The organism is Nocardiopsis coralli, assembly GCF_014892575.1.
Lineage (GTDB): Bacteria > Actinomycetota > Actinomycetes > Streptosporangiales > Streptosporangiaceae > Nocardiopsis > Nocardiopsis coralli.
Window position 1 is genome coordinate 42,364 of the sequence record NZ_JADBGI010000009.1, and the last position, 23,220, is coordinate 65,583.

Here is a 23,220-nt window from a genome sequence, read left to right on the forward strand (position 1 = left end):
CACGGGCACCGGGTGAACCACGGCCCCGCGGCGGGCGTCTCACCGGGTGTCAACGCCGACCCCGGCCAGTCGGCCCCAACCGCGACGGCCCCACAGACCGTCCTTCCTTCGGAGGTGGATCGTGTCCGCTGACCACCGAGAGCAGCAGCCCGGCCAACAGGGTTCGCGCATCGACCCGCACGTGGGCCGGTACGCACACCGAGCACAGGGCATGGTCGCATCGGAGGTCAGGGCACTCTTCGCCGTCGCCTCGCGCCCCGAGATCGTCTCCCTGGCCGGCGGCATGCCCAACGTCGCCGCCCTGCCCCTGGAACAGATCGGCGACCTGGTCAAGGACGTCGTCTCCGAGGAGGGCACCGCCGCCCTGCAGTACGGCTCCGCCCAGGGCGACCCCGTCCTTCGCGAGCAGATCTGCGACTACATGACCCTCGAGGGCATCGACGCCGCCGCCGACGACGTCATCGTCACCGTCGGCTCCCAACAGGCCCTCGACCTCATCACCCGCGTCTTCGTCGACCCGGGCGACATCGTGCTGACCGAGGCGCCCACCTACGTCACCGCGATCAACACCTTCGCCGCCTTCCAGGCCGACATCCGCCACGTGTCCATGGACGACGGCGGCGTCGACGCGCAAGAGCTCGACGAGGCCCTCACCCGCGCCGCGCGCGAAGGGCGCACCGTCAAGTTCTTCTACACGATCCCGAACTTCCAGAACCCGGCCGGCATCACCATGACCGCCGAGCGCCGCGCCGCCGTCATGGAGGTCTGCGAGCGCCACGACGTGCTCGTGATCGAGGACAACCCCTACGGACTGCTGCGCTACGACGGCGAGGCCCAGCCCACCCTGTACTCCATGGGCCACGGCAACGTCATCTACCTGGGATCGCTGTCCAAGACCCTCTCGCCCGGCCTGCGCATCGGATGGGCCCTGGCCCCGGCCGCCGTCCGCGCCAAACTCGTGCTGGCCGCCGAGTCCGCGATGCTCAGCCACTCCACGTTCAACCAGCTCGTGGTCAGGCGCTACCTCGACACCTTCCCCTGGCGCGAGCAGATCAAGACCTTCAACGCCATGTACGGCGAACGCCGCGACGCCATGCTCTCGTCGCTGTCCGCGCTCATGCCCGAGGGCTGCACCTGGACCGAACCCGAGGGCGGCTTCTTCGTCTGGGCGACCCTGCCCGAGGGCATCGACGCCAAGGCCATGCTCCCGCGCGCGGTCACCGAACGTGTGGCCTACGTGCCCGGAACCGGCTTCTACGCCGACGGCCGCGGCCGCTCCTCCATGCGCCTGAGCTTCTGCTATCCCACACCCGAGCAGATCCGGGAGGGCGTGCGCCGCCTCGTCGGAGCCATCGAGGGCGAGCTCGACCTGCGTGATACCTTCGGCTCCACTCTCACCCCGTCGGCCGAGGGCAGCCACGCACCCGCCCCCGACCTGCCCTGATCCCCTTTCTGCAAGGGCACCCAGCACCATGACAGCAGCACAGAAAGAGGTCCCCGCCGTGGCCGACCTGAGCCGGGTTCTCGTCCTCGCCGGAGGACTGTCCCCCGAACACGAGGTGAGCCTGCACTCGGGGCGCAGCGTCGCCGAGGCCCTGCGCCGCCTGGACGTGGAGGTCCAGGTCACCGACGTCGACTCCGGGCTCCTGGACCGCCTGGCCCAGGACCCGCCCCAGGTCGTCTTCCCCGTCCTGCACGGCTCGGCCGGCGAGGACGGCGCCATCCGCGAGGTCCTGGAACTGGCCGGGGTGCCCTACGTCGGCGCCCGACCCCAGGCCTGCCGCCTGGCCTACTCCAAGCCCACCGCCAAGACCCTGCTCGCCGAGCAGGGCGTGAGCGTGGCACGCGGGGCCACCCTGCCCAAGTCGCTCTTCCACGACCTGGGCGCCCCCGCACTGCTGGACCGCCTGGCCGACCGGCTCGGGCTGCCCCTGTTCGTCAAGCCCGACCGCGGCGGCTCGGCCTTCGGCGCAGCACCCGTGGGCTCTGCCCAGGACCTCTCGGCCGCCCTGGTCTCCTGCTTCGCCTACAGCGACGCCGCCCTCATCGAGGAGCAGGTCCAGGGCACCGAACTGGCCGTGGGTGTGCTCGACACCGGCCAGGGCCCCGAGGCGCTCCCGGCCGTGGAGATCGTGCCCGACGGCGGGGTCTACGACTACGCCGCCCGCTACACCGCCGGGCGCACCGAGTTCTTCTGCCCCTCCCGCCTGGACGGGCAGGTGCTGGAGGCCGCCTCCGAGGTCGCCCTCACCGCCCACCGCACCCTGGGCCTGCGGGACTTCTCCCGCACCGACCTCATCGTGCGCCCCGACGGCGAGGTCGTCTTCCTGGAGACCAACGTCGCCCCCGGGCTGACCGAGACCTCCACCTTCCCGATGGCCGCCTCCGCGGCCGGAGCGGACTTCGCCCTGCTGTGCCGCGAGCTGGCCCAGCAGGCGCTCTCGCGTTCCTGAGAACGCCCCGCGACAACACGGGTCGGGTCGGCCGCCACGCCACGGCGGCCCACCCGACCGTCGCCGCCCCGTCGACCCCGGGCCCGTGTCATCGGCCCGGGTCGGCCAGGGCCTCCTCGATGACACCACGGACCGCTGCACCGAGCAAGGCCACCTTGTACCCGGTCAGCGGCAGCGGGGTGCACCCCTGCTGCACCTGTGCGACGGCCCGCTCGACACCCTCACCGATGCCCTGCTCGGTCCGGCTGCCGACGAGGGCCTTCTCCACCTGGGGCAATCGCAGCGGTTCGCGCGCGACGGCGCCCACCGCGATCCGGGCCCGTTCGACGGTGCCGCCGGCCACGTCCAGGCGGGCCACCGCCTCCACCAGCGGCCACTCCGCGTGCGAGCGCGAGGCGGCCCGCAGGTGCCCGACCCGCTCACCCGCGAACGGGCCCGGAAGGTGCACCGCGACCACCAGTTCCGAGGGGGCCAGCACATGGTCCCCGGCCCCTCCGTCGGGGGCGAAGAGCTCGTGTGCCTCCACCCGGCGCCGCCCCTCGGCACAGGCCAGCTCCACCTGCGCCTCCTGAGCCAGCAACGCCACCGCCAACGACGAAGGATGCGGCTCCACGCACCCGCCGGAGTCCATCACCACCCCGCGCGCGTGGTCGCCCCCGCGCGCAGGACACCCGTGCCCGCCGTCCTGCAGGCACGAGAACGCCGGGTTGCGCAGGTAGGAGCACCGGTTGCGCTGCAGCAGGTTGCCTCCCACCGTCGCGCTCGCCCGCACCTCCGGGGTGGCCAACGCCCCGGCCGTGCGCACCAGCGCCGGGTGGGAACGGGCCAGTCCCGGATCGGCGGCCAGCTCGGCCACGGTCGTGGCAGCACCCACACGCACCGACCCCTCCGGTCCGGGATGCACACCGTGCAACCCGTCCACCCCGGTCAGGTCGACCACGTCGGCGCCGGCCGGGGGCTCCGGCGGCGCCGCACCGGTGTGCCCGGCCCTGGCCAGGGCGCCCGTGCCCAGGTGGGCCAGGGCCTCGTCCACATCCACGGGTCGAAGGATCAACGCAACCCCTCCAGAAGTCGGTCGGGACGCACCGGCAGGGCGTGCGGACGCCATCCGGTCGCATCGTGCACGGCGTTGCCCACGGCCGCGGCCACCCCGACCGCGCACACCTCGCCCAGGCCCACACCGGAGCCCGGAACGTGTTCGAAACCCTCCTGGTGGAAGTGCACCCGGGTCTCGGGAACGTCACCCGGGCCGGGCAGACGGTAGTCCTCCAGGTCGTCGCTGAGCACCGTCCCCGTCACCGGGTCGTGGCGGCGCTCCTCGAACAGCGCGTAGCCCACGCCCTGGACCACGGCGCCCTCGACCTGGTTGCGGGCCATGCGCTCGGAGTAGACCCGGCCCACACCCAGCCCTGCCCAGCAGCGGGTGGGCCGCACCCGCCCCAGCAGGGTGTCGACCTCCACCTCCATCACGTGCACCGCTCCGCTGAGCCCGCGGCCGACCGCCAGGTCCTCGGCCATGCTCGGGGTGAGCTGCCCCCACCGGTCGGTGCGTCGCTCACCCACCACGCTCACGCCCTCGGCGGCGGTCAACGCCTCCTTCAGCGTGTGCTCGTCCACCGGGCCGGACGCCGGGAGCTCGGGGACCCGCTCGCGCAGGGCCGCGCGCAACCGGTCGGCGGCCTGGGCCGCAGCAGGGCCCATCGACGGCGTCGAACGGCTGCCGAACGCGCCCGTGCCGTGCACCGCGTCGCTGTCACCGATCTCCACGTGCACCCACGCGGCCGGCGCCCCCAACCGGTCGGCGACCGTGCTGCCCACGACACCGCGGATGCCGGTGCCGATGTCCTGGGTGGCCGAACGCGCCACCACCGCACCGTCGACCACCCGCAACTCCACCCGGGCCTGCGGGGCCAGCATGTACATCCAGGTGGAGGCGGCCAACCCCACCCCGCGCCGGAACCGGCCGGTGCGCGCCCCGCGGGGACGGTCGCGCCACAGCGGCAGGTCGGCCACCGTCCGGTACAAGGCCCGGCGCTTGGGGTTTCCGTCCCAGCGCCGCCGAAGCGTCAACGGATCCTCCCGCAGGCGTTCGGCCATGGTGTCGACCGCCTGCTCCAACGCCCAGGCCAGCGGCGGGCCGCCCGGAGCCCGCATCGGGGCGCCCGGCGGACGGTTGGTGACCACGTCGAAGTCGCGCAACCGGCGCGGTGTCTTGCCGTACATCAGCGCACCCAGCGCCGCCACGTTGGAGCCCACCGAGACCCCGCCGTCGCCCTCGGAGTCCACCGCCATCGCCCGCAGCCGGCCCCGCCGGTCGGCCAACAGCGCCACCTTCGTGCGGGTCCCGGGGCGGTGGCCGCCGTCGATCAGCTCCTCGGACCGGCTCAGGCGCACCCGCACCGCGGTCCCGGCGACCCGGGCCAGCTCCCCGGCGGCCAGGACATCGGTGGTCAACCCCTGCTTGGCGCCGAACCCGCCGCCCACGTGGCCCGCGCGCACGTGCACCTGGGCGGGCTCCAACCCCCAGTGCGCCGCGGCCTTGGCGACCACCTTGCGCACCGTCTGGGTGGAGACCTCCAGCGACAGGGAACCGTCCTGTTCCCACCGGGCCAGCGCGGCATGCGGCTCCAGTGCCGAGTGCACCTGCGCGGCGGTGGTGTACTCCTGGGCCACCAGCAGCGGGTCCTCGGTGCGGTGCGCGCGGCGCAGGCGGTCCACGGCCGTGGCACCGCGCCGACTCACCACGCCGGGCCCGCGCACGTTGCCGTTCCAGGGCGCCGGCGGGGTGGGCGCCTCACCGTAGGCCGGGGCGCCGTCGCGCTCCTCGGCGGTGGGGTAGAGCTGCGGGGCACCGGGCCGCCGGGCCTCCTCGGAGCCGATCACCGCCGGCAGGGGGTCGTAGTCCACCTGCACCTGGCCGGCCGCGCGGTGCGCCGCCTCGGCGGTGGGCGCGGCCACCGCCGCCACGGGCTGGCCCACGTAGCGCACCACACCGTCCGGCACCGCGAGCGGCACCATGACGGGTTCATCCGGCCCTCCGGCGCCCGGCTCGGTGCGGGCCCGGCCGGCGGCGACCTTCAGGACCCGGGCGTGCGGCTCGGTGGAGCGCACGATCACGCCCTCCCACGTGTCGGTGCCGCCCAGGTCGGTGGTGAACCGTGCCCGGCCCGCGGCCTTGTCCGGGGCGTCCGGGCGCGGGGGAGCGGGCTGTTCCTCGCCGTCGTACTCCCCGGCGCAGGCGGCCGCGACCGCGGAGAAGATGCCTTCGTAGGCCCCGCAGCGGCACAGGTGGCCGCTGAGCGCCTCGGCGATCTCCGCCCGGCCCGCGGGCACGTCGCCGTGCTCGGCGCGCCACCGGTCGGTGAAGGCGGCCGCCGCGACCACGAACCCGGGGGTGCAGAAACCGCACTGCATCGCGTCGTGACCGGCGAAGGCGCGCTGCACGGGATGGTCGCCTCCCAGGCCCTCGACGGTGGTGACCGTGCGTCCGGCCAGGCGGTCGGCCGGGAGGAGGCAGGAGGCGGTGGGGGAGCCGTCGACCAGGACGGTGCAGGCGCCGCAGACCCCCGATCCGCAGGCCACCTTGGCCCCGGTCAGGCCCAGTCCTTCGCGCAGGTGCTCGGCGGCCGTGCCGGATTCGGGCACCGGGCAGCGCCGCCCGTTGACATCGGTGTCCATGGGGAGGTCCTCGGGGCAGGGGTGATGTGGACACCGTCAACATAGAAGCGCCGCGTGCTCGCTGTCAACGCACTTCCTGCGACCGGCCCGAAGGTCGGATCATCTGACCCCATTGTCGGGTGTGACGTGGTGCACTAATCTGCGGAAGACTGTTTTCGCTATGAGGAAACAGGATTCCAAAACCCCCTGACGTGCGGGAGAACCCATGGCCGTCCGCTCCGGCAACAAACCCCCCGATCGCCGCCCCCGCTTCTACCACTCCCTCCTCTTCCAGGTCCTCGTCGCCGTCGCGGTCGGTGTCGCCATCGGCCACCTGTGGCCCTCGTTCGGCGAGAGTCTGCGCCCGCTCGGGGACGGCTTCATCCGCCTCATCAAGATGCTGATCGCGCCCCTGATCTTCTGCGTGATCGTCACCGGGATCGCCAAGGTCGGCGACATGGGGTCGGTCGGCAGGATCGGCGTCAAGGCCCTGGTCTACTTCCAGGCCGTCACCGCCTTCGCCCTCTTCTACGGGATGGTCGTGGCCAACGTCCTTCGCCCCGGCGACGGGTTCGACGTCGACACGGCCGACCTGGATACCGCGGCGCTGGACGAGGCGACCGGGGGAGAGGAGATCCCCGGTATCGCCGAGTTCTTCCTCGACGTGATCCCCGAGAGCGTCGTCGGGGCCTTCGCGGAGAACGAGCTGCTCCAGGTGCTCTTCTTCGCCGTCTTCACCGCCCTGGCCCTGACCAAGATGGGCGAACGCGGCAAACTCGTGCTCGATCTCGTGGAGCGCTTCACCGAGGTCATCTTCACCTGCATCGGGTGGATCATGCGCGTGGCGCCGCTGGGTGCCCTGGGCGCCATGGCCTTCGTCATCGGCGCCTACGGCCTCTCCTCGCTCCAGAGCTTCGGCATGCTCATCTTCGCGTGTTACGCCGCAGCGCTGGTCTTCTTCTTCGTCCTGGTCGTCATCGCCCGCACCCTGGCCGGGGTCAACCTGTTCAAGTTCCTGCGCTACACCAAGGAGGAGTTCGTCCTCGCCGTCGGTGCGGCCTCCTCCGAGGCCGTGATGCCCCGCATCATGCAGAAGCTCAACAACGCCGGCTGCTCCAAGGCGACCACCGGGCTGGTCGTGCCGACCGGGTACTCCTTCAACCTCGACGGCGCCGCGATCTACCTGCCCATCGCCGCCCTCTTCCTCGCGCAGGCCTTCGGAGCGGACCTGACCGTGGCCGACCAGCTCATGATGATGCTCGTGCTGCTGCTGACCTCCAAGGGCATGGCCGGCGTCCCGGGCTCGGCCTTCCTCGCCCTGTCGGCCACCGCCACCGCCGTGGGCGCCTTCCCCGCCGCGGGCGTGGCGCTGCTGCTGGGCGCGGACCGGATCATGGACAGCATGCGGGTCTCCATCAACCTGCTCGGCAACTGCGTCGCGACCTTCGTCATCGCCCGCTGGGAGGGCCAGCTCGACACCGAGCGCATGCGCGCCGTCCTGGACCGCAAGGAGGTCCCCCAGGAGGAGGCCGGGGCCGAGCCACCCGCCGACCGGGCCGAAGGGACCGGGGACGGCGAGGTTGCGGAACCGGCCGCGGGGACCGACGCCCCGCCCCGTTCCCGGGACTGACCGGACCCGTCCGCACCCGGCCGCGGGTCAGGCCGGCTGCGGACGCGGCGTCAGCGGGCCCACGTCCGAGGCGTGCACGACGAACGGGTGGGTGTCGGCCCGGCCCCGCGCCCGCACCAGCGCCGTCAGCTCGCGGTGGAAACGCTCACCCTCGGCGCGGAACGCCCGCGTGTACCCCGGACGCCACCGGCCCAGCTCCATCCACGGCGGCCGGCGCACACCCACCCGGCCCCGGTGCATCCCCCAGTACGCCAGGTACACCCACAGCGGCAACAGGCACACCAGCACGTACAGCACCACCCGCGCCGTGGTCCCCGCCGTGGGCACCAGCGCCAGGCACAACCCCACCGACGCCGCGCTCGCCAGGATCCCCGCGGCCACGTGCACACCGAACCGGCGGTGATGGGCCTCCCACTCCTGCAGCCGGTCACGCAGGCGCTCCTCGCACGAGGCCAACCGCTCCAGGACCCCGCACACCGTGACCGTCACGAACCCCATGCCGGCCGCGGCCGCGCGCGCGGTGTCGCGGTGCCCGTGCGGGACCAGGTGGCGCCAGGCCCGCGGCACGCGCTCCACCGCCCGCTCCACCTGGGAACGCGCACGGTCGGGGGCCAACAGCACCGTCAGCACCCAGTCCGTGGCCGGGGCACCGGTCAGGTCCACCCTCTGGGGTTCCTCCACGAGCTCGTCGAAGGCGGCCAGCCACAGGTTGTGGTTGGCCGCCGACTGCCCCGCCGCGGTCAGCGATTCCCACAGGTCGCCCACCAGCGTGCGGTACCCGGAGCACCGCCCGCCCGAACAGGTGTGCTCGGCCTCCACACAGTGGTGGTCGGCCATGACCCGCATGACCTCCACGTCGGCCCGGGCCGCCACCGGTGCCGACCCGCTGCGGGCCCGCGCCGCCATCGCCGGCAGGCTCATCTCCCACCCGCGGAAGACCGGCGGCAGGTCGGGCCGCGCCTGCGCCACGAACCGGGCCACGGCCAGGTCGGCGTCCAGGGGAGGGCGGCGCAGGAGCTCGGTGTCGACCGCCGCCGAGGGGTGCTCCTCCTTGAGCCAGGAGGCCAACGCCAGCCGCTCGGCGTGGTCGGTGAACTGCTGGCGCGCGTCCACCCAGCGCCGCTGCATCGTCTCGGCCAGGTCGCCGGGGGTGCTGTGGTAGCGCCCGGCGAACAGCAGCGCCCCGGTCGGGTGGCTGGGACGGCGCCCGGGCGGGGTCGGGGTCACCTCGGCCGGGGTGTGCTCCGGGGACGCGGTCCCGTTCGGCGTGTACTCCGCGGGTGTGTGCTCGTGGGGCGTGTGCCCGCCCGGGGTGTGGTCGGCCGGCGTGCGCTCACCGGGGGAGGGGCGGGGCGCGGGCACGGTCGGCAGCGGCTCGGTCGCGGTCGGATCGCCCCCGTCCTCGTCCCCGCCCTGGGTCTCGGGATCGGGCGGGTCCACGGTGAGCAGGTCGATGAGCTCGCGTGCGGTGGGCCGGCGTGCGGGGTCCTTGCGCAGGCAGCGGGCGACCACCGTGCGCAGCGGTTCCTCCAGCACCGAGCAGTCGGGCACGTCGCACAGGATCGCCTTGATCAGCGCGCTCTGCCGGGTGGCCTCGAAGACCGGGCGCCCGGCCGCGGCGAAGACCATGACCGCGCCCCAGGAGTAGACGTCCAGGGCGGGGGTGAGCTTGGTGTCGGACTCCAACTGCTCGGGTGCCATGTAGTGCGGGGTGCCCAGGATCCCGCTCGCGGTGAAGGCGGTGGCCTCCTCGAAGGCCCGCGCGATCCCGAAGTCGATCACCCGCGGCCCGTCCGGCCCGATCATGATGTTGCTGGGCTTGAGGTCGCGGTGCACGATCCCGGCGGCGTGGATGGCGGTCAGCGCGGTCGCGGTCGCCACCGCCAGGCGTTGCAGCGAGGCGCCCGAACGCGGCCCCTGTTCCCGGATCTCGGTGGACAGGCTCGGCCCGTCGATGTACTCCACCGCGATCCAGGGCTGTTCGGCGTGGGGGTCGGCGTCCAGCACCTGTGCGATGCAGAAGGGGTTCACCTTGCGGGCCGCGTCCACCTCGCGGGCGAAGAGCGTGAAGAAATGGGGGTCGGTGGCCGGGGTGGTGTGCAGGAGTTTGACCGCGGCGCGCCGACCGTCCTCGCGTTCACCGAGATGGACCGAACCGAAACCTCCGCGTCCGATCTCCCGGACCAGTCGGAATCCGCCGATCTCGCTGATCTTCGGCCGCATGTTCGCCCTTCGCCGCTCGGGGGTGTACTCCCAGACCTACCCAGCACGGTGGCGGTTTCCCGGCCCGCGTGCATCGAACCGGTGACCGTGTGGGAGGGGTCGCTCTGTTCTGATGAGACCAGCCTGGACGTGGTTCGCACGCCGGGAAGGGTGAATCGGCGATCTTCGTTCGCTTGTTGTTGCACGAGCAGGGCATATTGTCGGCCGATATGGACAACAGTCCTATTCACGGCGTTCGCACGAAGGGCCGGTGATGACCGTATTTCTTCGGTCATCACCGGCCCTTGGCCGTTTCCGGTCAGTTCCCGGTCACAATCCCATTGCGTGCATGGAGAAATGGAAGGTGAACACGAGGGTGAGGATCCACATGAGCCACCCCACCTCCTCCGGGCGCCCCTGGGCCGAGCGCAGCACCGTGTAGGCGATGATGCCGATCCCGATCCCGCTGGCGATGTCGAAGGCGAAGGGCATCATCACGATCGTCAGGAACCCCGACACCGCGATCGCCGGGTCCGACCAGTCGATCTGGCCGACCTGGGTCATCATCAGCGCGCCCACCATGACCATGGCCACCGAGGCCGCCTGGGACGGAACCATGGTGAACAGCGGCGAGAACAGCAGCGCCGCCAGGAACAGCGTCCCGGTGACCACGCTGGCCAGACCCGAACGGGCGCCCTCGCTCACACCGGCGGTGGACTCCACGAACACCAGCGTGGCCGAGGAGCTGGTCAGGCCGCCCACGACCGCGCCGGTCCCGTCGGTGGCCAGGATCTGGTTGGTGCGGGGCATGTGCCCGTCCGAACCGGTCAGGCCGGCCTTGCTGCCCACGGCCAGGATCGTGCCGACCGCGTCGAAGAACCCGGCCAGCACCAGCGTGAACAGGATGACCCCGGCGGTGGTGACCCCGGCCGAGCTCCAGGCCCCGAACAGGTCCACCTGGAAGAGCAGTCCGAAGTCGGGCCAGGAGATGATGCTCTCGGGCAGGCTCGGCACGCCCCCGCCCCAGTCCTCCTCGCTCAGGCCGGCGGCGTAGTGCACGCCCACGGCCACCACGGTGGCGGCCACGATGCTGTAGAAGATCGCGCCCGAGACCCCCCGGGCCAGCATCACCCCGGCCAGGACCAGACCCAGGACGAAGACCAGCAGCGGCCACCCCACCAGGTTCCCGTCGCCGTCGGCGGGGCCGATCTGCAGCAGGGTGCCCTCGCCGGCGCTGACGAACCCGGCGTTGTCCAGGCCGATCAGGGCCACGAACATGCCGATGCCCACGCCGATGGCCAGCTTGAGCTGGTGGGGGAGCGCGTTCATCACCGCCGTGCGGATCCCGGTGACGACCATCAGGACGATCGCCACGCCCTGCCAGACCACCAGGCCCATCACCTCGGGCCAGCTCATCACCGGCGCCGCCTGGTAGGCGACCACGGCCATCACACCAAGCGCCGCGGCGCAGGCGATGGGGGCGCGGCCCACAACGCCCATCATGATCGTGACCAGGCCCGCGGCCAGGGCCGTCATGGTGGTCAGCTGGGCCTGGGAGAGGAAGTCGCCGTTGGCGTCGGGTACGCCGCTCAGGATGATCGGGTTCAGCACGATGATGTAGGCCATCGCCATGAACGTGGTCAGCCCGCCGCGCACCTCGCGCCCCATCGTGGAGCCGCGTTCGGTGATGCGGAAGAAGCGGTCGATGCCGCCCGGTCTCGGTGGTGCAGACGCGCCGCCCGCCTCTTGCTCTGTACTCATGTCCACTCCTCGGGGGAACCGGAAAAACTACTGAATGCAATTGCAGAACTACTCTGAGTAGCACATGAGGGTGTGTGCAGCGACGGCGCGCACGCCCCTTCGTAGGGGGGAACCCGCCAACGTTAAACGATCACGGGCGGTGCCACGGGATCCCCGGGCACCGCCCGTGCGTGCGGCCTGCTACACCTCGATGCCGACGATGTCCTCGGGACGGACCGGGGCGTGCGTGAGCGGGCGCCCCGTCGCGTCCCGCACCGCCGCCACGATCGCCGGCGTGGACGACAGCGTCGGCGGCTCACCCGCGCCCCGCAGCCCGTAGGGCGCGTGCGGGTCGGGCCGCTCCAGCACGTCGATGCGCATCGGCGGGGTGTCCAGGATCGTGGGGATCAGGTAATCGGTGAAGGAGGGGTTGCGGATCTCACTGGCCTCGACCTGGACCTCCTCCATCAACGCCAGCCCCAGACCCTGCGTCGACCCGCCCTGGATCTGGCCGGCCAACTGCTGGGGGTGCATCACCTTGCCGACGTCCTGGACCGCGTCCAGGGCCACGACCTTGACCAGCCCCAGATCCACGTCCACGTCCACCACGGCCCGGTGCACACACATCCCGAACTGCGTGTGTGAGTCACCCTGGCCCAGCTCCGGGTCGAGCATCTCCGTGGGCCGGTGGTGGAACTCGCGCGTGTGCTCGACCACCGCACCGCCCTCGGCCGCCTCGCCCAACAGGTCCGGCAGCGCCACCAGCGCCCCGGCCGTGGCCGAGACCACCTTGCCGCCAGAGAGCGACAGGTCGGTGTCCTCGATCCCGTCGGGCACCAGTCCCTTGCTGCGCGCCAGCGAGAAGACCTCGTCGCGCACCGACGCACACGCGACCTTCACCGCGCCGCCGGTCATGTACGACTGGCGCGAGGCCGAGGAGGAACCGGCCGACCCCACCTGCGTGTCCGAGGGGGCGATCACCACCTTCTCCACACCCAGCTCGGTGCGGGCGATCTGCCCCTTGACCGTCACCAGGCCCTGGCCGACCTCGGCGGCCGCGGTGTGCACCAGCACCACCGGCTCGCCGCCCACGACCTCCATGCGCACCCGCGCCGTGGAGTAGTCGTCGAAGCCCTCGGAGAAACACAGGTTCTTCAACCCGACGCCGTAACCCACACCGCGCACCACGCCTTCGCCGCGCGTCGTGCCGGCCACACCGCCGGGCAGTGTGCGCTGGTCGGAGGGGTCCGACAGCTGCGCACGCTCGGGCGGCATCGGCAGGTCCCGGCACCGCTCCAGCATCTCCGCCATCGGCAGGGGCATGTCGATCTCCTGCCCCGTGATGACCTTCGAGCCCTGCGACATCGCGTTGCGCACCCGGATCTCCACCGGGTGCAGCCCCAGCTCCGCCGCGAGCTTGTCCATCTGCGACTCGTAGGCGAAACACGCCTGCACCGCGCCGAAGCCGCGCATCGCACCGCACGGCGGGTTGGTCGTGTACACCCCGTAGGCGTCCATCAGCGCGTTGGGGATCTCGTAGGGGCCCAGCCCCAGCGAGGAGGCCACACCCACCACCGCCGGGGTCGCCGACGCGTAGGCACCCCCGTCCACGATCACCTCGCCCGCGGCGTAGAGCAGGCGCCCGTCGGCCGTGGCACCGTGCTCGTAGCGCATCTTGGCCGGGTGCCGGTGCACGTGCCCGTAGAAGGACTCCTCGCGGTTGTAGACGAACTTGACCGGCTTGCCCGTGTGCAGCGCCAGCATGCACGCGTGGATCTGCATCGACAGGTCCTCGCGGGCCCCGAAGGCACCGCCCACACCCGCCAGTGTCAGCCGCACCTGCTCCTGGTCCAGGCCCAGCGCCGGGGCGATCTGGCGCTGGTCCACGTGCAACCACTGCGTGGCCACGTACAGGTCCACACCGCCGTCCTCGGCCGGGACCGCCAGACCCGACTCCGGCCCGAGGAACGCCTGGTCCTGCATCCCCACCTCGTACTCGGTGGTGACCACGGCCGCCGCCTCGGCACGCAACCGCTCCAGGACCCCGTTCTCGCGCTCGGCCGAACCCGCCGTCCCGGAGAACTCACCCGTGCGGATCGGCTGGTACCGCAGCCGGTTGCCCCGCGGGTTGTACTCGGGGTGGTGGGGGAGCTCGTGCGGCTCGTGCACCAGCGGGCAGTCCGGGTCCATCGCCGCCTGCCGCGAGTCGCTCACCGGCTCCAGGACCTCGTAGTCCACCCGGATGCGCTCCATCGCCCGGCGCGCCGTCTCCGGGTGGTCGGCCGCCACCACGGCCACCGGCTCACCCTTGTAACGCACCTTGTCGAAGGCCAGCACCGGCTGGTCCTGGTACTCGAGCCCGTACCGCTTCTCACCCGGAACGTCCTCGTGCGTGAGCACCGCCTGCACACCGGCGACCTTCAACGCCTCGGTGATGTCGATGCCCAGGATCCGCGCGTGCGGATGCGGACTGCGCAGGCTCGCGCCCCACAGCATGTCCTCCATCCACATGTCCGACGAGTAGGCGAACTCACCGGTCACCTTCAGCGTCCCGTCCGGGCGCCGCGGGCTCGTGCCCACCCCGTCCCGGGTCGTGCTCGACAGATCCGTCACCCGTGTCGTCGCCGCCATCAGCGGCTCACCTCCTTGGTCAGAGCCCGATGGGCCGCCCGCCCGCGGGCCGCGGCCTTGTCCGCGGACACCGTGCGCAACTCGCCCCGGTCCACGACCGTGCGGCCGCCGACCCAGAGGCGCTCCACCGGCGGCGGGCTGCCGAAGACCAGCCCCACCACCGGGTCGTCGATCACGTCGTGACCGAACCCGTCCACACGCCACAACGCCAGGTCGGCGACCTTGCCGACCTCGACCGTGCCCAGTTCCTCCTGGCGCCCCAGCACCCGGGCCCCGCCCGCGGTCGCCAGTTCCAGCGCCCGGCGCGCGCTCAACGCCGTGGGCCCCATGCGGGCCCGTGCCATCAGCACCGCCTGGTGCATCTCGCCGGCCATCGTGCTCATCTCGCTCGAGGCCGGGCCGTCCACGCCCAGCCCCACCGGGGCACCGGCCTCCAACAGCTCGGGGACCCGGCAGATGCCCGCGCCCAGGCGCCCGTTGGAGGTCGGGCAGTGCGCGACGCCGGTGCCCGTCCTCGCGAACGTCTTGATCGCGCCGTCGGACAGGTGCACCGCGTGCGCGAACCACACGTCCTCGCCCAACCAGCCCAACGACTCGGCGTACTCCACCGGGGTGCAGCCGAACTCGGCCAGGCACTGCTCCTGCTCGTCCAGCGTCTCGGCCAGGTGGGTGTGCATACGCACCCCCTTGTCCCGGGCCAGCTCCGCGCCGCGCACCATCAGCTCCCGCGAGACCGAGAACGGCGAGCACGGCGCCACCGCCAGGCGCGTCATGGAGTCGAAGGAGGCGTCGTGGTGGGCGTCGATCGCCGCCGCCGTGGCCTCCAACGCACCCTCGGTGGACTCCACCACCTCGTCCGGGGGCAGACCGCCCTGGCTCTGGCCGCGGTCCATCGACCCGCGTGCCAGGTCCAGGCGCACCCCCACCTCCAGGGCGGACTCCACCTGTGCGGCCACCAGGTCACCGCGGCCCGACGGATACACGTAGTGGTGGTCCGACACCGTCGAGCACCCCGACAGCGCCAGGTGGGCCAACCCCGCCGACGTGGTCTGCGCGGCCACCGCCGCGTCCAGACCCGCCCACATCCGGTACGAACCCGTCAACCACTCGAAGAGCGTGCCGTCGGCGAACAACCCCTGCGTCGCCCACTGGTACAGGTGGTGGTGGGTGTTGACCAGGCCCGGCGTCAACAGGCAACCGCGCCCGTCCACCCGCTCGGCGCCCTCGGGAACCCAGGGGGCCGGCCCCGGCCCCACCGAGGCCACACGCCCGTCCTCGACCATCACGTGCCCGCCGGCGAACTCCTCGCCCGCGACCGTGACCACATGGGCGCCCTCGACGACCACCGACCCGCTCATGAACCGCTCCCGGCCCCGGCGCGGCGCTCGGCCGCCAGGTGCACCGCGTCGATGATCTTCTCGTAACCCGTGCACCGGCACAGGTTGCCCGCCAGCGCCTCACGGATCTGCGCGTCGTCGGGCGCACCCTCGCCCGCACCGACCGTGCGCTCCAACAGGTCGTCGGTCTGCACCAGCAGACCCGGAGTGCAGAAACCGCACTGGACCGCGCCGGCCTCCACGAACGCCTCCTGCACCGCACCCAGCGGCCGCTCGTCGGCGCCCTTGCCCCGGCCCTCGGCCAGACCCTCGACGGTGCCCACGCGGCGCCCCTCGGCCTGGCCGGCCGCGATCATGCACGAACACGCGGTCTCACCGTCGAAGTAGACGGTGCAGGAACCGCACTCGCCCTGCTCGCACGCGTTCTTGCTGCCGGGCAGACCCAGCCGCTCACGCAGCACGTACAGCAGGCTCTCACCCGGCCAGACGTTGTCGGCGCTGACCTTCTCGCCGTTGACCTCGAACGACACGCGCATCATGCGGCTCCCTTCCGGTATTCGGTGACCGACCAGCTCAGCGCACGCCGCGCCATCACGGACAGGGCGTGCTTCCTGTAGGCCGCGCTGCCCCGCTGGTCGTCGATGGGGCGGGCCGCCGAGGCCACCAGGTCACCGAAGCGGCGCACCACGGCCTCCGACGGGCTCGACCCGCCCTCCCAGTCGAACTCCTCGGCCAGGAACTCCTCGGCCGTCTCGGCCCGTACCGGCGTGGGCGCGGCCGCACCCAACCCGGTGCCCACCGCGCGGCGCTCCCGGTCCAGGGCCAGGGAGAACGAGGTCACGGCGATGACCATCGCGTTGCGCGTCCCGATCTTGGCGAACTGCTGCGGCCCCGTCGGTTCGGGCAGCAGCACGGCCGTGATCAGCTCGTCGGAACGGCAGGCCGTCTCCCGCAACGACAGGTAGAACTCCCGGGCCGGAACCTTGCGCCGGCCCCGCACCGAGGCCAGCTCGACCACCGCGTCGGTGGCCAGCAGCGCCGGGTGCGTGTCGCCGGCGGGGGAGGCCCCGCCCAGGTTCCCGCCCACCGTGCCCCGGTTGCGGATCTGCGGGGAGGCCACCGTGCGCGCCGCCTTGGCCAGGGCGGGAGCCCCCGCGCCCAGCCCCTCCACGATGCGGGTGTAGGACACCCCCGCGCCCAGTCGGATGCGCCCGTCGTCGGGGCCCCACTCGGACAGTTCCGCCACACGCGACAGATCGATCAGGGCCGGGGGGCGCCGCTTGTCGAAGTTCAGCTCCACCATCACATCGGTTCCGCCCATGATGGGCACCCCGTCCGGATGGGCGTGCTTGGCCTCGAGCGCCTCCTCCACAGTGGAGGGGCTCAGGAATTCCATGCTCGTCCTCGTCGTTGCCGGTGCGCCGTCAGCGTCGACGCACGAGATCGGTTCCGGGCACCGCTCACCGATGCCCGTCTGTGGAGTACATCACCGTGCCGGGTGCGCCAACCAGCACGTGATGACATGAAGAGGTTTCGGAACCACGCGCTACAGTTGGTCGTTTCCTACAAACGACCGAAAGCCCGCCACAGCACCCCCGGAGCCCCAGAGGATGTCCATGCAGATCAGCGAACTGATCGCCGTCAAACAGCTGCGTCTGCGCTTTCTGACAGGCGCCGAGCACGCCCACCGCACCATCCGGTGGGCCTACACCACCGACCTGCTCGAACCCGCTCGCTACCTGCGCGGCGGGGAGTTCGTCCTCACCGGGATGATGTGGCACCACACGCCCGAGGACTCCGAGACCTTCGTGTCCTCGGTCGTGGAGGCCGGGGCCGTGGCCGTGGGCGCCGGAACCGCCCTGGGCGAGGTCCCGTCCGACCTGGTCGCCGCCTGTCAGAGACACGACGTCCCCCTGGTGGAGGTGCCCACCGACACCTCGTTCGGCGCCGTCACCGAAGAGGTCCTGCGCTCGCTGACACAGCACCGTTTCACCACCATCGCCGAGACCCGCGACCGCCACCGCCGCCTCATGGACGACCTGGCCGCCGGCGCCGACTTCCCCTCCGCCTTCGCCGACGCCGCCACCCAGGCCGGGCTGCGTGCCTGGGTGGTCTCCTCCACCGGTCGCCCCGTGGCCTCCTCCGGCGCACCCCTGGCCCCCCAGGAGGCCGACGACCTGGCCGCACGTGCCCTGACCTGGTCGGCCTTCCCCCACACCACCCACCTGTCCGACCCCGACCACACCACGGTCACCGTCTGGCCCGTGCAGAGCAAGGACTCCCACCCCCTGGCCACCTGGCTCCTGGTGTGCGCCGGAGACCAGACCGACTGGGACACCGAACGGCACGAGGCGGTCGCCGAACTCACCTCCATGGCCGTCCTGGGCCGCAGCCGCAGCGACGAACACGCCCTCACCCAGGCCCGCCACCTGGAGGGCCTGCCCCGCCTGCTGGCCGCCCAGCGCTTCGACGAGGTCACCGCCCTCATGCAGGGCGTGGGCCCCACCGACGCCGACCACGAGACCGGACACGTCGTCGTCAGCGCCGCCATGCTGCCCGAACCCCGCGTGCCCGACCTGGCCCGGCGCGTGCTCACCGAACTGGTCGCCACCTACCCCGGGACCGTCGTCACCGGCGACCACGACGCCCTGGCCGTCGTGCCGGTCACCGAGACCGGCGGGGCCGCCCGCGAACGCGCCGACCGCATCCGCGCCGATCTGGTCCACCGCGCACGCGTGCTGGAGGGCGGACTGCTCGACCACCGCCTGGCCGTGGGGCTCAGCTCCGCCGCCCGAGGCGTGGCCGAGCTGCGCGGCGCCGCCGTCGAGGCCCGCCACGCCCGCCGCCTGGCCGAACTGCGCGGCGGACGCTCGCGTGTGATCGCCGGCGCGGAGATCGACTCCCACGAACTCCTGCTCGCCTCGGTCCCCGAGGAGGTCCAGTCCTCCTACCGCGACCGCCTGCTGGGCCCGCTGCTGGCGTACGACCGCGACCACCGCTCCGAGCTCGTCGACACCCTCCAGCGCTTCCTCGACCACTCCGGGTCCTGGCAGCGCTGCGCCGCCGCCATGCACGTGCACGTCAACACCCTGCGCTACCGCATCGGCCGTATCGAGGAGATCACCGGACGCGACCTGAGCAGCCTCGAACACCGCGTCGACCTCTTCCTCGCCCTCAAACTCCGCGAGTAGGCGGCGCCCCGGCCGCGGACTGTCGTGGCCCCGGCGTAGGGTCACCGGCCATGAACTTCGATCCCGCCACCGCGCACCACACCGGAACCGATCTGAGCGGGGCCGACCTGCGCCAGGTGCTGGCCGGCGCCGCGCCCGAACCCCTCGTCCTGACCGGCTGCGACCTCTCCGAGGCCGACCTGCGCGGTACCGACCTGGCCGGCGCCACCTTCGCCGACTGCCGCCTGGACGGGGCCCGCCTCGAACGCGCCGTGCTGGAGGGTGCCCGCTTCACCGGGGGCAGCGCCGCCGGGGCCGCGTTCTCCCACAGCGACTGCACCGACGCCCGCTTCGAACGCGTGGACCTGGCCAACACGCACTTCCAGGGCGCCCTGCTCACCGACACCGCCTTCACCGGATGCCGTATGACCGGCGCCAACCTGACCGGCCTGCGGGGGATCGGCCACACCTTCTCCCAGTGCAACCTCATGCTCGCCCGCTGCAAGGGGCTGTCGTTGCGCGGACAGACCCTGGAAGGGCTGCGCCTGGACGAGGCCGACCTGTCCGCCGCCGACCTGCGCCAGACCGTGTGGAGCGACTCGCGTCTGCGCGGGGCCACCTGGGTCGCGGCCGACTTCACCGGCGCCGACCTGCGCGGGGCGGACCTGGGGGAGCCCACCCTCACCGAGGCCGGGGCGCTGCGCGGCGCGAGCATCACCCCCGCCCAGGCCGGCACCATCCTGGCGGGGATCGGTCTGACCGTGGTCACCTGAGCCCGGGCCCGGTGCGCCGGGCACTCGGATTCCCGCAAGGGGATCTACACCGTCAAGGTGGCCGAGCTGTTCCATCGCAGCCGCCCACTCCGGGGCGGGAGAGCGCATGACCCCAACACACAAGAGCGTCCCGCGCAGTCGCCACCGGGCCGGTGAACCAGGGACGTGACGTGGCACGACGAGCGGCGCAACCAGGGACCGGTAACGGCAGTTCGCCGTCGCGGCGGGGGAGAGGCCCCTCAGGCCCCCAACGCCTCGGCGACCGCCACCGGCACCGGCGGCAGGCCGTGCCCGCCGTCCTCCAGCGCCCACACACACTCCTGCAACACCCGCACCAGCGTCCACGCCCGCGCCCGGTCCCGCTCCAGACCGGCCGCCTCGGCCAACAGCTCCATGCGCCGGCGTGCCTCCCGGCCCGGATCCCCGGTGGCCACCGCCTCCTCCCACCGGTTGTGCAGGCACGGCCACAGGTCGAACCCCCCGTCCCCGGCCAGGGGCTTGGGGTCGATGGCCACCCACGGCTCGCGCTCGGCCCCCGGCAACGGCGCCAACACGTTCGCGAAGTGCAGGTCCCAGTGGAGCAACGCCCCACCCGGCTCGGCCGAGACCTCCCGCGCCCGCGCCGCCAGCCCCACCAACCGGGCCCGCCCCGACTCCGCTCCCATCGTCCGGGACAGATGATCGGCCCGCCCGGCCAGGTCCCGCGCCTCCTCGCCCAGACCCCGTATCCCCGCAGGGGCCGGGACCGCGTGCAGGCGCGCCAGCAACCCGCCCACACGCTCCAGCGCGGCATCCAGGTCCACCCGTTCCAGGTTCCGCTCCGGATCCAGCGCCTCCAACAGCAGCGCACCCGTGCCCGGGTCGTCGTCGAGCAACCGCACCGCGCCCCGGCCGTCCCAGGCCCGCAACGCCACCGGTTCACCCGCCGTCTCGGCGTCCAGCGGCTGCATCTTCAACACCGCCCGGCCCCCGCCCGGCAACCACACCGGAACCACGAGCGCGACCATCCCGTGCAGGACCGGCCCCCGCACCCGGAGCCCCCACACCCGCAGCCGGGCGGAGGTCAGCTCCGCGAGCCCGTCGGCCCAGGACGCCCCCGCGTGTCGGCGCAGGTGGGCGTCCAGGGCCGCAGGGACCCGCACCTCGGGGGAGGGGCTCGGACTCACCGCGCGGCCCCGCGCCGGCGCGCCTCCCGATGGCGGCTCAGCGCGTCGACCATCCCGCTGCGCGCGGGCTTGGGCACGTAGTCCTCGTCGAAGGGCAACGCGTCCGTCGTGCCCGGGAACCACTCGGGCACCCACGAGTGGTGGTCGGCCACACCCCAGACCGTCACACCCGGGCAGCGCGCCACCTCCAGGCAGGCCTCGACCACCCGCCGGTACTCCTCGCCCTGGGCCTGGATCTCCTCCTCGCCCGCCGGATCGGGGATCCGCACGTCCAGCTCGGAGATGGTCACCTCGAGGCCCAGGTCGGTGAAGCGCTCCATCTGCTCCACCAGGTCCTCGGGCACCTGCCCGTGAACGAAATGGCTCTGGAAACCGATCCCGTGCAGTGGCACGTCCCGCTCCACCAGGTCCGAGGCCAACTCGTACAGCGCATCGGACTTGTCACCGCCGCCCTCGACGTTGAACTCGTTGATGTAGAGCTTGGCCTCCGGGTCCACCGCGTTGGCCGTCCACAGCGCATCGGCGATGTAGTCCTCGCCGAACACCTCCAGCCACAGGTTCTCCCGCAGCTCCGGACCGTCGTCCTCGAAGGGCTCGTTGATCACGTCCCAGGACTCCATCCGGCCCTGGTAACGCCCCAGCAGCGCCTCGGCGTGCTCCTGCACCACCTCGCGCAGCTCCTCTTCCTCCCAGTCGCCCTCCTCCAACCACTCCGGCAGCTGGTTGTGCCACATCAACGTGTGCCCGCGCATCGACATCCCGTGCTCGTCGGCGAAGTCCACCAACGCGTCCGGGCCCTCGAAGTCGAACTCGCCGCGCTCGGGCTGGACCAGCGACCACTTCATCGTGTTCTCGGCCGTCATCGACGTGTAGTTGCCCGAGACCACCTGCTGGTACGTGCGGTCCTCGACCAGCGGGTCGACCGCCGCCGCCACCCCCAGGTCCAAGCCGTGGGAGTCGGCGAGCTCGCGCAGGTCCCCGTCGGCGTGGTCACCCTCCTCCTCGGGCGACCACGGCACCAACGCCAGCGCAGCGGCCACCACCAGCACCACCACACCCACGGCCACCGCCGACAGGCCCGCACGGCGCCACAGCGCCGCCTTCCGGGCGTCCCGATCCTGCGTCACCGGCCCGCCCCCGTCCGCACCGGGAAGTCCGACAGCCCGCGCAGCACCAGCGTGCGGCGCCGCTTCGGCATCGCCGCGGGCGCCAGGTCCGGCGCCCGTTCGGCCAGCGCCCGCAACGCCACCTCACCCTCCAACCGGGCCAACGGTGCCCCCAGGCAGTAGTGCGCACCCGAGGAGAAGGACAGGTGCTCGCCGGCGTTGTCGCGCCGCACATCGAAACGGTCCGGATCGGTGAAGTGCTCCGGATCCCGGTTGGCCGATCCCAGCAGGCAGATCACCTGCGACCCGCGCCGCAACGGCACCCCCTGGACCTCGGTGTCGCGGTGCACCCACCGGCCCGTGGTCTGCACCGGGGAGTCGTAGCGCAGCACCTCCTCCACGGCGGCCGGGGCCAGCGCGGGATCATCGACGAGCGCCCGCCACTGCTCGGGGTTGCGCAACAGCGCCATCACCCCGTTACCGATCAGGTTCACCGTTGTCTCGAACCCGGCCACCAGCAGCAACCGGCACATCGCACCCACCTCGTCGCCCTTGACCTGCCCCTCGTCGACGGCGGCCGCCAGCGAGGAGAGCACGTCCTCGCGCGGCTGGGCCCGGCGCTCGGCCAGCAACCGGTCGAAGAGCTGGTCCAACTCGGCGGAGGCCTTCCGGATCCGCGCCAGGTGGCGGGCCGAGCGCGCCCCGTCCAACGACGATCCGATCGTGTTGCCGATCTCCACGAAACGGGCCTGGTCGGACGCGGGTACCCCCAACAGGCGTGCGATCACCCGGATCGGGAACGGCTGCGCGAAGTCGTGCATCAGGTCGAACCGGCCCCGCTCCAGCGCCCGGTCCAGGAGCTCACCGCACACCTGCTCGACCGAGTCCCGGTAGGTGCGGATCATCCGGGGTGCGAACGCCGGCCGCGCAACCCGCCGCAGCCGCGTGTGGTCGGGCGGGTCCCGCAGCAGGAAGGACAGGTCCACCACGTCGAACCGCTCGTGCAGCCCCGACCCCTGCGGCGGTTCCACCCCGAACTCGGCGCCGCGCAACACCTCGCCCACCGACGCCCGGGTCGTGGCGGCCTCGAACCCCACGGGGCTGGAGACCACCGGCCCCTGCGCACGCAGGCGCGCGTAGGTCGGATACGGGGTGTGCTGCCAGGGCCAGTGCAGCAACCGGCCGGCGTGGTCGCCCCGTTGCGCCCAGACCCAGGAGAACGTGTGTGCCAGACGCAGCTGTGCGTCGATCCGCAAGCCTTCGAGGAGGTTCATGCCAGGTCCTTCCCGTGATGCCCCCGACCCTAGATCTCCCGCTGCGCCCCCGTCCCGGTTCCGCCGATGATGGCCACTGGC

General features: G+C 72.5%; 16 protein-coding genes. 5 read left to right on the forward strand and 11 right to left on the reverse strand.

The window, feature by feature from the left end:
• Window positions 1-121 precede the first annotated feature (121 nt).
• A complete protein-coding gene (locus IDM40_RS11940; RefSeq protein ID WP_193122044.1) occupies window positions 122-1,444 on the forward strand; it encodes an aminotransferase-like domain-containing protein in 1,323 nt (440 codons plus the stop codon).
• A gap of 28 nt (window positions 1,445-1,472) precedes the next feature.
• Window positions 1,473-2,453 carry a D-alanine--D-alanine ligase family protein gene (locus IDM40_RS11945; protein ID WP_216630693.1) on the forward strand — a complete coding sequence of 327 codons (981 nt, stop codon included), beginning with the start codon at window positions 1,473-1,475 and terminating at the stop codon, window positions 2,451-2,453.
• An 88-nt stretch (window positions 2,454-2,541) separates the two neighbouring features.
• Here IDM40_RS11945 and IDM40_RS11950 read toward each other — a convergent pair whose 3' ends face one another.
• Both IDM40_RS11950 and IDM40_RS11955 read right to left on the reverse strand, forming a co-directional pair.
• Complete coding sequence (locus IDM40_RS11950) at window positions 2,542-3,486, reverse strand: FAD binding domain-containing protein (protein WP_193122198.1); 945 nt, start codon at window positions 3,484-3,486, stop codon at window positions 2,542-2,544.
• Between the two features lie 17 nt (window positions 3,487-3,503).
• Window positions 3,504-6,131: a molybdopterin-dependent oxidoreductase gene (locus IDM40_RS11955; protein ID WP_193122045.1), complete on the reverse strand. Its 2,628-nt coding sequence runs from the start codon at window positions 6,129-6,131 to the stop codon at window positions 3,504-3,506.
• 205 nt (window positions 6,132-6,336) lie between these two features.
• Here IDM40_RS11955 and dctA point away from each other — a divergent pair, with 205 nt between their 5' ends.
• Entirely contained in the window at window positions 6,337-7,740 is a 1,404-nt protein-coding gene (dctA, locus tag IDM40_RS11960) for a C4-dicarboxylate transporter DctA (protein ID WP_193122046.1), read from the forward strand.
• A gap of 27 nt (window positions 7,741-7,767) precedes the next feature.
• Here dctA and IDM40_RS11965 read toward each other — a convergent pair whose 3' ends face one another.
• From IDM40_RS11965 to IDM40_RS11990, 6 genes are all read right to left on the reverse strand, one after another.
• A complete protein-coding gene (locus IDM40_RS11965; protein WP_193122047.1) occupies window positions 7,768-9,963 on the reverse strand; it encodes a serine/threonine-protein kinase in 2,196 nt (731 codons plus the stop codon).
• A gap of 309 nt (window positions 9,964-10,272) precedes the next feature.
• A complete protein-coding gene (locus IDM40_RS11970; protein ID WP_193122048.1) occupies window positions 10,273-11,703 on the reverse strand; it encodes an NCS2 family permease in 1,431 nt (476 codons plus the stop codon).
• 180 nt (window positions 11,704-11,883) lie between these two features.
• Window positions 11,884-14,313: a xanthine dehydrogenase family protein molybdopterin-binding subunit gene (locus IDM40_RS11975; RefSeq protein WP_193122049.1), complete on the reverse strand. Its 2,430-nt coding sequence runs from the start codon at window positions 14,311-14,313 to the stop codon at window positions 11,884-11,886.
• Entirely contained in the window at window positions 14,313-15,671 is a 1,359-nt protein-coding gene (locus IDM40_RS11980; RefSeq protein WP_193122050.1) for an 8-oxoguanine deaminase, read from the reverse strand. The genes IDM40_RS11975 and IDM40_RS11980 overlap by 1 nt, the downstream gene beginning before the upstream one ends.
• Window positions 15,668-16,186, reverse strand: coding sequence for a (2Fe-2S)-binding protein (locus tag IDM40_RS11985; RefSeq protein ID WP_193122051.1), 519 nt, complete (start codon window positions 16,184-16,186; stop codon window positions 15,668-15,670). Before IDM40_RS11985 ends, IDM40_RS11980 begins: the two co-directional genes overlap by 4 nt.
• The gene (locus tag IDM40_RS11990) at window positions 16,186-17,046 is read right to left on the reverse strand and encodes an FAD binding domain-containing protein (protein WP_193122052.1); all 861 of its coding nucleotides are present in this window, start codon (window positions 17,044-17,046) and stop codon (window positions 16,186-16,188) included. The genes IDM40_RS11985 and IDM40_RS11990 overlap by 1 nt, the downstream gene beginning before the upstream one ends.
• Window positions 17,047-17,266: 220 nt before the next feature.
• On the opposite strand from IDM40_RS11990, the gene IDM40_RS11995 reads away from it, so the two are divergent.
• Together IDM40_RS11995 and IDM40_RS12000 are read left to right on the forward strand one after the other, a co-directional pair.
• Window positions 17,267-18,841, forward strand: coding sequence for a PucR family transcriptional regulator (locus tag IDM40_RS11995; protein ID WP_193122053.1), 1,575 nt, complete (start codon window positions 17,267-17,269; stop codon window positions 18,839-18,841).
• 50 nt (window positions 18,842-18,891) lie between these two features.
• Window positions 18,892-19,593 (forward strand): pentapeptide repeat-containing protein, encoded by a 702-nt coding sequence (locus tag IDM40_RS12000; protein ID WP_193122054.1) that lies wholly within the window; start codon window positions 18,892-18,894, stop codon window positions 19,591-19,593.
• A 239-nt stretch (window positions 19,594-19,832) separates the two neighbouring features.
• Here IDM40_RS12000 and IDM40_RS12005 read toward each other — a convergent pair whose 3' ends face one another.
• The 3 genes from IDM40_RS12005 to IDM40_RS12015 are packed head-to-tail and all read right to left on the reverse strand — an operon-like array spanning window position 19,833 to window position 23,139.
• Window positions 19,833-20,759, reverse strand: coding sequence for an aminoglycoside phosphotransferase family protein (locus IDM40_RS12005; RefSeq protein ID WP_193122055.1), 927 nt, complete (start codon window positions 20,757-20,759; stop codon window positions 19,833-19,835).
• The gene (locus IDM40_RS12010; protein ID WP_407939961.1) at window positions 20,756-21,886 is read right to left on the reverse strand and encodes an endo-1,4-beta-xylanase; all 1,131 of its coding nucleotides are present in this window, start codon (window positions 21,884-21,886) and stop codon (window positions 20,756-20,758) included. Before IDM40_RS12010 ends, IDM40_RS12005 begins: the two co-directional genes overlap by 4 nt.
• Entirely contained in the window at window positions 21,883-23,139 is a 1,257-nt protein-coding gene (locus IDM40_RS12015) for a cytochrome P450 (protein WP_193122056.1), read from the reverse strand. The genes IDM40_RS12010 and IDM40_RS12015 overlap by 4 nt, the downstream gene beginning before the upstream one ends.
• Window positions 23,140-23,220: the final 81 nt, after the last annotated feature.

What these genes read in the sequence shown, in the direction of transcription:
- IDM40_RS11985 (WP_193122051.1), bottom strand. Translation starts at nt 16,186, where the DNA reads ATGCGCGTGTCGTTCGAGGTCAACGGCGAGAAGGTCAGCGCCGACAAC.
- IDM40_RS11970 (WP_193122048.1), bottom strand. Translation starts at nt 11,703, where the DNA reads ATGAGTACAGAGCAAGAGGCGGGCGGCGCGTCTGCACCACCGAGACCG.
- IDM40_RS11980 (WP_193122050.1), bottom strand. Translation starts at nt 15,671, where the DNA reads ATGAGCGGGTCGGTGGTCGTCGAGGGCGCCCATGTGGTCACGGTCGCG.
- IDM40_RS11945 (WP_216630693.1), top strand. Translation starts at nt 1,473, where the DNA reads ATGACAGCAGCACAGAAAGAGGTCCCCGCCGTGGCCGACCTGAGCCGG.
- IDM40_RS11975 (WP_193122049.1), bottom strand. Translation starts at nt 14,313, where the DNA reads ATGGCGGCGACGACACGGGTGACGGATCTGTCGAGCACGACCCGGGAC.
- IDM40_RS11955 (WP_193122045.1), bottom strand. Translation starts at nt 6,131, where the DNA reads ATGGACACCGATGTCAACGGGCGGCGCTGCCCGGTGCCCGAATCCGGC.
- IDM40_RS11990 (WP_193122052.1), bottom strand. Translation starts at nt 17,046, where the DNA reads ATGGAATTCCTGAGCCCCTCCACTGTGGAGGAGGCGCTCGAGGCCAAG.
- IDM40_RS12000 (WP_193122054.1), top strand. Translation starts at nt 18,892, where the DNA reads ATGAACTTCGATCCCGCCACCGCGCACCACACCGGAACCGATCTGAGC.
- IDM40_RS11965 (WP_193122047.1), bottom strand. Translation starts at nt 9,963, where the DNA reads ATGCGGCCGAAGATCAGCGAGATCGGCGGATTCCGACTGGTCCGGGAG.
- IDM40_RS11995 (WP_193122053.1), top strand. Translation starts at nt 17,267, where the DNA reads ATGCAGATCAGCGAACTGATCGCCGTCAAACAGCTGCGTCTGCGCTTT.
- dctA (WP_193122046.1), top strand. Translation starts at nt 6,337, where the DNA reads ATGGCCGTCCGCTCCGGCAACAAACCCCCCGATCGCCGCCCCCGCTTC.
- IDM40_RS12015 (WP_193122056.1), bottom strand. Translation starts at nt 23,139, where the DNA reads ATGAACCTCCTCGAAGGCTTGCGGATCGACGCACAGCTGCGTCTGGCA.